Source organism: Streptomyces sp. NPDC006655 (genome assembly GCF_040703965.1).
GTDB lineage: Bacteria > Actinomycetota > Actinomycetes > Streptomycetales > Streptomycetaceae > Streptomyces.
Map to the genome: position 1 here is coordinate 26,451 of NZ_JBEYJU010000047.1, position 8,569 is coordinate 35,019.

An 8,569-nucleotide genomic window follows, 5' to 3' on the forward strand; every position below is an offset into this window, starting at 1 on the left:
GCAGTACGGGACGCGGGTGCGGCCCCCGCTCGACCCCCTGGGGTTCCCCTTGCCCGGCGCAAGGGTGTGATGCGCCAACAGGTACGCACAGTGAAGTGATCGACACATGGTGTGATGTGGTCCTCGGTGTTGCCAGCGGTGCAACGGAAAGGAACGAGCGCTCATGCGCGAGATCCTCAAAAGGCGACGCAGGCTCCTGTCCAAGCGCAATGACAAGGGGTCTGAGTTTCTCGGCGCGGCCCTGACCTTCGCGACGGAATGGCAGTGGCCTGTACTTCCCGGTGTGGCTCCGGACCCGCAGGGCCGGGCACGCTGCGGCTGCCCCGACCCGGAGTGCGCGGTGCCCGGCGCGCACCCCTTCGACCCGGGTCTGCTCGCCGCCACCACCGACGAACGCATGGTCCGCTGGTGGTGGGGCAACCGGCCGACGGCCCCGATCGTCCTCGCCACCGGCGCCTCCGGTGGGAAGGCGCCCTGCGCGGTCAGCCTGCCGGCCCTCGCCGCCTCCCGCGCCCTCACCCTCCTCGACCGCCGTGGCATGCGGCTCGGTCCGGTGGTCGCGGCGCCCACCCGCTGGGCGCTGCTCGTCAAGCCGTACTCGATGGAGCAGTTGGGCGAACTGCTGTACGCCAAGGACTTCGTCCCCGGCTCGCTCCGCTTCCACGGCGAGGGCGGCTATCTCGCCCTGCCGCCCTCGGAGACCGGCCAGGGTGCCATCCGCTGGGAGCGCGCTCCGCTGCCCGGCTCGGCCAACCCCTGGGTGCCCGATGTGGAGGCCGTGGTGGACGCCGTGGTCGACGCCCTCACTCGTACGGGTGTGAGCGCGCCCGAGTTGTAGGGATGTCGGGCGCGCGAGCACGGCTTGTCCCGCTGTGGTCGTTATCTTCCGCTACATGAACGTACGTCTGCTCGCCCTGGTGGGGGTCGCGGTCTGCGCGGTCGCGCTGCCGCTGACCGTGGCGTCCGCAGGGCAGGTGGGCGACGCCGCCGTACGCCCGGCCGACCGGCGCGACGACGCGAAGCTGCCGGTGCCCGCCCGCTCCCCCCTGGCGCTCGGTCTCGGCCTGGCCACCGCCGCTCGCTGCGGCCCCGAACTCACCTCCCCCGAGGGTGTCGAGGCGCAGACCTGTGTGATGACCCAGGGCGCGGACACCTGGGCGCGCACCTACTACCGCAACGCCACCGGGGCGGACCTGGAAGCCGTGCTGAGCCTGATGGGCCCGCGCGGCCGCACCGTGCAGACGCACTGCACCGCGGGCGCCGACGACGAGCCCGCGACCTGTGAGACGCCCCGGGAGCACACCCGGGGCGCACCGGTCGACTACACGGCCGTCTCGGAGTTCGCGGCGCGGGACGGCGACGGGCCGCTGCTGCTGCGTTCCGCGAGCAACTCCACGGACGACTCCGGTGCCGCGCCGGGCGCGCCCGCGGATGCCTTCGGTGCCTCGCCGGGCGCCTCCGCGGATGCCTTCGGTGCCTCGCCGGGTGCCTCCGCGGATGCCTTCAGGGGTGGCCCGGGGGCCGCTGTGGAAAACGCCACCGGGGCCTCGCCCGGCGCCAAGTCCCGTGCGCCGAGCGGAAGTTGACGTTTCGCTGCGATCCGTACACCGGGCGCGGGCATGAAAAGGCCCGGTTGCTGGCGACGGGGGATGCACCAGCAACCGGGCTACTGAGACGGTAACAAGAGATCGGCGGTTCGCAAATTCGATCTCGGCTATTCGGACACGTAAATGCTTGCCCCGTCCGGGAGTTGTGACAGGAGTCACCGGAGCCGACACACCTGGCGCGGCTGACCGGCCGGTCAGCCGCGCCTGTCGTTCGCGCCGCTCGTCAGCTGAGCGTGACCTGCCGGTTGGTCAGTCCCCCGCGGGCCCGCCGCTCGTCCGCCGTGAGCGGCGCCGTCGAGGCCAGAGCGGTCGTGAGCCGCTCGGCGAACTCCGCGGCCGGCTTCTCCACGTCCGCCGCGCCGACCCCGCTCGGCAGGTCCCAGACCGGCACGGTGAGACCGTGGGCACGGAAGGAACCGACCAGCCGGGTGCCCTCCCCGAGGTTCGACGTGCCCGCCGCGTGCAGCCGGGCGAGAGCGTCCAGAAGCTGCTCCTCGGGGTACGGCATGACCCAGCGCAGGTGGTTCTTCTCGGGCGTCTCGCACCAGTAGGCGCTGTCGACGCCGGTCAGCTTCACGGTCGGGATGGCCGCCGCGTTGGCCCGCTCCAGGGAGGCGGCCACGTCCGGGGTGGCGTTCTCGGCGTCCGGCACCCAGAACTCGAAGCCTTCGTGCACAACTGGCTCGAAGGCGCCCTCGGGGTCGAGCAGGTCCTGCAACCGGGGGCCGCCGGCGGGCGCCCGCCGACCCTGCACCGGGGTGCCCGGCTCGGCGACCAGGGCGCGCTGCAGGATGTCGGCGAGGTCGCGGCTGATGTCGCCCGACGCCGTGTCGTTCTGGAGACCGAGCAGGACCGAGCCGTCGTCGCGGCGCAGCGCCGGCCAGGCCATCGGCAGCACGGTCGCGAGGGTGACCGACGGGACGCCCTCGGGCAGGCCGTCCTTCAGGGTCAGCTCGACGGTGGCGGCGGGGACCAGCTCCCGCAGCGCCACCCAGTCGCCCTCGCCCGGCAGCCCCTCGAACGGGCGGTGCACCAGCTCGGTCGCCGCGTGCGCGGCCGCCCGGCCGTGGCACGCCTTGTAGCGGCGGCCGCTGCCGCAGGGGCAGGGTTCGCGGGCGCCGACGACCGGGATCTCACTGTCGCCGGGCTGCGGCCGCGTGGCCTTCGTCTGGGGTCGCTTCTTGGCCATCTGGCTGTCTCCCGGTTACGGCTCGTCTCGTACTGGCGGGAGCCTAGCCGTTCGCACCGCGGACCACGGGAACCTGTGGACGGAGCCGTGGCGGGGAGCGGGGAGGGGGCGGTTCGCGGTGCCCGCGGCGGCGGGGCGAACGGGCCGCGACAGGGCGTCCCGGCACCCGGACGCACCCGGACGCACCCGGCAGCTCAGTCCATGTCCTCGAAGGCGTCCGCGAAGTCCAGGTCGGCCGCCCCCGGGCCCGAGGGCGTCATGACGCGCGCGGTGAGGGCCTCGCGGCGGTCGCGTCCGTGCGGCTCGCGCGCCTCCTCGTGCACCACGACCCAGACGGTCACCTCGCCCCGGGCGTCGTCCCGGACGCCCCAGTCGTCGGCCAGCGCGGTGATGATGTTCAGCCCGCGGCCGCCGTGTGCCGTGACCGAAGGGGTCATGGGGGCCGGGCGGGTCGGCCCGCCGCCGTCCGTGACCTCGACGACCAGCCGGCCGCGCGGGTCCACCCGCCAGGCGGCCCGGACGTCGCCGTCTCCGGCCAGGGCGTCCCCCAACGGGCGCCCGTGCTTGCAGGCATTGCTCAAAAGCTCGGAGAGGATCAGTACGGCATCGTCGATGACCGATTCCGAAAGGCCGCCCGTGCGCAGCTGATCGCGCATCCGGTGTCTCGCCTTCCCCACGCCCGCAGGGCCATGGGGTACGGCCATGCTCGACGACGTGGGCACCTCCTGTGCCACCACCAACGCCACCCCCGAGACCTCCTTTGCCCCACGCCACGGTGTGGATGCCCCATCGGCCCGAACCGGAAACCGGCCGAAGAACGTCCGGGGACGCATTCGCCATGGACGCATACGAACCGAACGCGCCGGAGCACTCCCTGTGACGGGCCGTCGCCATGACCCCTGGGCACGGCTTCGTATGGCTTGATTTCGGTGGTGTGGCCGAGAAGCGAGGATGATGCGAGGGGGGCGTTCGGGTCAAGAGATGCGGGACGTCCTTACGGGACTCTTTATCTGAGACTTATTCAGATCTCTTTCCTTACGCCGCGCGGGTTCACCGCCCCAGCCGGTGCAGCACGGCTCCGGGCCGGTTGGTGATGATCGCGTCGACCCCGAGTTCCACGCACAGATCCACGTCCTCCGGCTCGTTGACCGTCCACACGTGCACCTGGTGGCCGTTGCGCTTCAACCGCTCGATGTACGCCGGGTGGCTGCGCACGATCCGGATCGAGGGGCCCGCGATCCCCACGCCGGCCGGCAGGCGTCCGTCACGCAGCCGGGGCGAGAGGAATTGCAGCAGGTAGACGGTCGGCAGCGTCGGCGAGACCGCCCGCACCCGGTGCAGCGACCGTGCGGAGAAGCTCATGACCCGCACCGGGGAGTCGGCGGCCGTCGCGGGGGCGTCCAGGCCGAACCGCTTCAGCAGCAGGAGCAGCCGGTCCTCGACCTGCCCCGCCCAGCGCGTGGGGTGCTTGGTCTCGATCGCCAGCTCGACCCGCCGCCCGGCGTCCGCGACCAGCTCCAGCAGCCGCTCCAGCGTCAGCACGGAGGTGTCCGCGCGGTCCTCGGGCCGGAACTCCCAGTCGGGCTCCTCGTCCCGGCCCCGCCAGGCCGGCCCCCGCTTCCACGCGCCGAAGTCCAGGGCGGCCAGTTCCGCGAGCTCCAGGGCCGAGACCGCGCCCCGGCCGTTGGACGTACGGTTGACCCGTCGGTCGTGCACGCACACGAGGTGGCCGTCGGCGGTCAGGCGTACGTCACACTCCAGGGCGTCGGCGCCGTCCTCGATCGCCTTCCGGTAGGCGGCCAGCGTGTGCTCGGGGGCGTCCTCGGAGGCGCCGCGGTGGGCGACGACCTGGATGCGATGCTGTGGTGCGTGGGTCACCGCGACATGGTGCCACCGCGAGGGGGTACCCGGGGGCATCCCTGATGCCGGCAAAGGGAACTTTTGTCGGACAGGCCCTATATAAAGGTTGTCCGTGTACCCACAGCCACCGCTTATGGTGCTCTGACGGCCTGTGGGAAAAGCTGACGGCATACAAAAGCACATGCACAGCTGAATCGCGCCGGACCGACAGCAAGCGTGAACGAGCGTGACCGAGTGCGACCGAGAAGAACAGCCGTGGACCGAGGAGAGAAGCTGTGAGCACCGAGAACGAGGGCAACCCGGTACCCCCGGCCCCGTCCGCACCTCCAGTGCCGCCGGCGACTCCCGCTGCCTCCCCGCAGCCCGCCGCGTCCGAGGGAGAAGCGCCGACCGCACCGATCCCGCCGGCTCCCCAGGGCGCTCCCGCCCCGGCCGCGGGTGACCCCTACGCCGCCCCCTCGCAGGCTCCCGAGGGCTCCTGGCCGCCCCCGCCGCCCGCGACCCCGTCCTACGCGGACGCCGGGGCCGGTGCCGGAGCCGGCTGGGGCTCGCCCTACGACCAGCAGTACCAGCACCAGCCGTACCAGCAGCCGCAGCACGCGCCGAAGAAGGGCAGCGGACGCGGCGGACTGATCGCCGCCGTCCTGGTGGCCGCGCTGGTCGCGGGCGGCGCCGGCGGCGGGCTCGGCTACACGCTGGCCAAGAACAACGACGACAGCGGCTCCACGACCGTCTCGGCGTCCACCGACAGCGGTGTCACCCAGGTCAAGCGCGCCGCCGGCACCATCGCGGCGGTCGCCAACAAGTCGCTGCCCAGCACGGTCACCATCGAGGCCGAGTCGACCAACGGCGACGGCGGCACCGGTACCGGGTTCGTCTTCGACACCCAGGGCCACATCGTCACCAACAACCACGTGGTCGCCGACGCGCTCGACGGCGGCAAGCTGACGGCGACGTTCCCGAACGGCAAGAAGTACGACGCCGAGGTCGTGGGCCACGCGCAGGGCTACGACGTCGCGGTGATCAAGCTCAAGAACCCGCCGTCGGACCTGAAGCCGCTCCCCCTGGGCGACTCCGACAAGGTGGCCGTCGGCGACGAGACGATCGCGATCGGCGCTCCCTTCGGCCTCTCCAACACCGTCACCACGGGCATCATCAGCGCCAAGAACCGCCCGGTCGCCTCCAGCGACGGCAGCGCGTCGAGCAAGGCGTCCTACATGAGCGCCCTGCAGACCGACGCCTCCATCAACCCGGGCAACTCCGGCGGCCCGCTGCTGGACGCCGACGGCGCGGTGATCGGCATCAACTCGGCGATCCAGTCCGCCTCCAGCGGCGGCCTCGGCAGCACCGGGCAGTCGGGCTCGATCGGCCTCGGCTTCGCCATCCCGATCAACCAGGCCAAGTACGTGGCCCAGCAGCTGATCAAGACCGGCAAGCCGGTCTACGCGAAGATCGGCGCCTCGGTGTCCCTGGAGGACTCGTCGGGCGGCGCCCAGATCACCGACTCCGGCTCGGGCGGCGCCGCCGCGGTCGAGTCGGGCGGCCCCGCCGACAAGGCCGGGCTCAAGCCGGGCGACGTCATCACCAAGCTCGACGACTCGGTGATCGACAGCGGCCCGACGCTGATCGGCGAGATCTGGACCCACAAGCCCGGGGACAAGGTGCAGATCACCTACAAGCGAGGTGGCTCGGAACACACGGTCACCGTCACCCTCGGATCCCGGGTGGGCGACAGCTGACACCCACCGGCCCGCACGAACCGGTTACTCTGTTGCCCGCGCCGATCTCGATCAGCGCGGGGTGGGTTGCCCGAGCGGCCTAAGGGAACGGTCTTGAAAAACGTGAGAGCGTGCCGACGTTCCCGTGGGTTCGGATCGCACCGCCTCCGCAGGTCACAGACATGCTGGTCAGAAGGGGTGTCCCTCAGTGAGGGGCACCCCTTCTGCATGGGGGTTGTCTCATCCCGATCCGGCCCTGTCGCGTTGTGGATCACTGCGTGTGGACCAGGTGTGGACCAGATTGTGGATCGCCGTCCCTGCATTGACCTGGAGTTAGTCAAGAGGTCGCGTTTCCCGGCGAACGGGAGCCACTGGTGCTTGACCGAGCCATGACGGCATAGAAACACCCGCCCGCCGGGCGGCGTTGCAGTACCGGTCCGACGCCGGCGCGGAGCGGGCACAGCTGACATGGGTGTGCCCCGTATCCGACTCCCGACGCGTGGCGCGGTCGGTGACAGGCGGGCCGCCGACCATGCGCGAACCGGCGGCCCGTCCAGCCCGTCCCCGTGGCGGACACCGGAGGAACGGCAGGGGCGCATACAGCCTGCGGCCCGGCACCGTCACAATATCCGAGGTGACCGGAGTCAGGAGCATCCACGCACATCGCTGCTACGAATTTGTTCCACCTGCGTAAGCCTTTAACCCTCCCGTCACTCGTACGGGCGATCAGCCGCCAAGGCCGCATGCCGATACCCCGGAACGAGCCGAATGTGAAGGCGTCCCGCTCACCTTCAGCATCAGTGAGCGTGTACTGCTTCTCTCCACCGAGTGGGTGAGAACCGAGGCAACGGCTCTGGCGCCACCGGATTCAGCCTTCTGTGGGTCCGGTGAAAGCGAACTAATGTGCAATTTAATTAGTGTGACTTATTGGGCTTGGCTGTGCTTGTACGTTGCATGGTCCTGCACTCTTGAATCGGTCCACCGTCGATTTTCCCGACCCGGCGGCGTGATTGCGGCGGGGGAGTATCCCGCGGCCTGGGTCTACCGGGCTCATTTTGCCCGCAAGGCCGCCGGATGGTTCCGCTCTTGGTGCGCCTGCAAGGTGGTTGCCTTCAGTTGTGCCGCGCAGGGTACGAATGATCTCCCTGCGTACGTCTTCTGCTCCGGTGACGCTGGCCGACTGTATCTCCAGAGAAGCAGTCCTCTTTGGTGATATAAACCCTCGCCCGTCCGGGTGAACAGTTGACGCCATTCGGCCCACTAGGCATTGCTGGTATTTCGCGATTCGCGGGTCAAGTTTGGCGAAACCATTCAGATGAACCGTAACCCGACCCATGTTCCTGATTAATATTCCAGCGGCAGAAACCTGGCGATTTCTGCGCGACTGAGAACGCCAAATACCTCATCATCCCCTCACAGGAGTTGGCCCCTCGATGACGCTGAATATCCCTGTCGCGCCGCTACGGCGCACGTTGTCGGTCTGGATCGCGGCGGCACTTGCTGTGGTGATCGCCGCTGTCGTAGTCGCTGTGACGCCGACGCAGGCAAATGCCATCGCCACACCTGTGCCGCTGGGTACGGCGGACAGCTTTGCGGTACTGGCCGGTTCGGCCGTCACCAACACCGGTCCCTCGGTGGTCACCGGGGATCTCGGAGTGAGTCCGGGGACGTCCATCACCGGATTCCCTCCCGGCTTGGTGAACGGGGCGCAGCACTCTGCGGACGCCGTGGCCGACCAGGCCCAGACCGACCTGGTAACGGCATACAACGACGCCGCCGGACAGGCCACCGACGGTGCCCTTCCTGCGGACGCTGGTGGCCTGACACTGGTGCCGGGCGTCTACACCGCTTCCTCCACTCTGGGGCTCACCGGCACTCTCACCCTGGACGCCCAGGGGGACCCCAACGCCGTCTGGGTGTTCCAGGTCGGTTCGGGTCTGACGACGGCGTCTGCCAGCCGTGTGCTTCTCATCAACGGCGCCTCGCCGTGCAATGTGTTCTGGAAGGTCGGCAGTTCGGCAACCCTCGGCACCAACTCCACCTTTGTCGGCAACATCCTGGCCCTGACGTCTATCTCTGCCACGACAGGCGCAACGATCGACGGGCGGGCACTGGCCCGTAACGGTGCCGTGACGCTGGACACCAACACGATCACCCGGCCACAGTGCGCGGCCGGGACGACGGGCACCACGACC

General features: G+C 70.1%; 6 protein-coding genes and 1 pseudogene. 4 read left to right on the forward strand and 3 right to left on the reverse strand.

Translation table 11 applies throughout. The annotated features are described in order from the left end of the window. Positions 1 to 163 precede the first annotated feature (163 nt). Positions 164 to 838: a bifunctional DNA primase/polymerase gene (locus tag AB0958_RS25715; RefSeq protein ID WP_366892817.1), complete on the forward strand. Its 675-nt coding sequence runs from the start codon at positions 164 to 166 to the stop codon at positions 836 to 838. Positions 839 to 893: 55 nt separating this feature from the next. Further along, positions 894 to 1,412: pseudogene (locus tag AB0958_RS25720) on the forward strand (hypothetical protein); the annotation flags it as partial. Positions 1,413 to 1,830: 418 nt separating this feature from the next. On the opposite strand, the gene AB0958_RS25725 reads toward AB0958_RS25720, so the two are convergent. From AB0958_RS25725 to AB0958_RS25735, 3 genes are all read right to left on the reverse strand, one after another. After that, entirely contained in the window at positions 1,831 to 2,796 is a 966-nt protein-coding gene (locus AB0958_RS25725; RefSeq protein WP_366892818.1) for a DUF5926 family protein, read from the reverse strand. Positions 2,797 to 2,990: 194 nt separating this feature from the next. After that, positions 2,991 to 3,629, reverse strand: coding sequence for an ATP-binding protein (locus AB0958_RS25730; protein WP_366892820.1), 639 nt, complete (start codon positions 3,627 to 3,629; stop codon positions 2,991 to 2,993). 217 nt (positions 3,630 to 3,846) lie between these two features. Further along, positions 3,847 to 4,674 (reverse strand): glycerophosphodiester phosphodiesterase, encoded by an 828-nt coding sequence (locus tag AB0958_RS25735; RefSeq protein ID WP_366892821.1) that lies wholly within the window; start codon positions 4,672 to 4,674, stop codon positions 3,847 to 3,849. A 257-nt stretch (positions 4,675 to 4,931) separates the two neighbouring features. On the opposite strand from AB0958_RS25735, the gene AB0958_RS25740 reads away from it, so the two are divergent. Beyond that, the gene (locus AB0958_RS25740; protein WP_366892822.1) at positions 4,932 to 6,395 is read left to right on the forward strand and encodes a trypsin-like peptidase domain-containing protein; all 1,464 of its coding nucleotides are present in this window, start codon (positions 4,932 to 4,934) and stop codon (positions 6,393 to 6,395) included. Between the two features lie 1,412 nt (positions 6,396 to 7,807). Continuing rightward, positions 7,808 to 8,569, forward strand: a 762-nt coding sequence (locus AB0958_RS25745; protein WP_366892823.1) for an ice-binding family protein, incomplete at its 3' end; no start/stop codon positions are given.